At 65.4% G+C, this 856-nt stretch carries 1 protein-coding gene; it reads right to left on the reverse strand.

Annotation, left to right across the window (positions count from 1 at the left end):
- The coding region (locus AS93_RS0118435) for a transposase (protein WP_027591937.1) at nucleotides 1-654 on the reverse strand (654 nt) is incomplete at its 3' end.
- Nucleotides 655-856 lie beyond the last annotated feature (202 nt).

Consider the following 856-nt stretch of genomic DNA (forward strand, 5'->3'; position numbering starts at 1 on the left):
CCGATGTGCCGGCCGCACGCTGGCGAAGCGCTGGGTCTTGGCTTCGACCATCGCCCGAAAGTCGTCGCGGCCGTAGGCGCGCTGCTGCTGCAGGTAGAGCCAGATCGCTGCCAGGTCTTTGTCGCTGATCGCCTCGGAGAGCAGGGCGCGATAGTGGTCTGCACCGATCGCTTGCTGGACGGGGTGCGGGCTCAGCAGCGGCTCCTCGCGGAGCCCGCACAGACCCGCGCAGCTCGACCAGGGAAATGCGGCAGGGTCGTCCGTCATGCGGGCGCGGACGGGGTTCAGGTCGATGTAGCGGCTGCAGCGCAGAAGATGGTGATCGCTATCGACCAGACAGGCCTTGTACCGACCTTCCCACAGCGTTCCGGTGCGCGCGTGGCGCGCGTTGAACTGCCCGATGTAGCGCCGGCCGAGCTGTTGCATCAGGCAACCTGAGGCAGCCACTTCGGGCGGCGTTGCCAACAGGTGAACGTGGTTGTCCATCAGTACATAGGCGTGCAGCGTGCAGCCCGTGGCGAGCAGCGCCTCCCGCAACAGTTGGCGATAGCAGGCGCGATCGGTGTCGTCGAGGAAGCAGGGAAGGCGATTGTTTCCACGCTGCACGATGTGCTGCGGAATGCCTGGCCGATCGAGTCGAGGTTGGCGGGCCATGTGCACAGCATCGATGCAGCGATAGCCACCCTACGTGGGCACAACGCTGGTGATGTTGTAGGTGTTCGGCTCGCGGGGCTGTCGGAAGTGAACCTGACCCCGTTTCCCTCAAGCGGCAACCCGCTCGATCAACTTGAGCTTGCCGCCCAAGGCACGCCTGGCTTCCTCCAGGTCGTAGTCCGCCTGCAGGCCGAGCCAGAAG

The sequence above is a fragment of the Pseudomonas sp. RL genome (genome assembly GCF_000647775.1).
Classification (GTDB): domain Bacteria; phylum Pseudomonadota; class Gammaproteobacteria; order Pseudomonadales; family Pseudomonadaceae; genus Serpens; species Serpens flexibilis.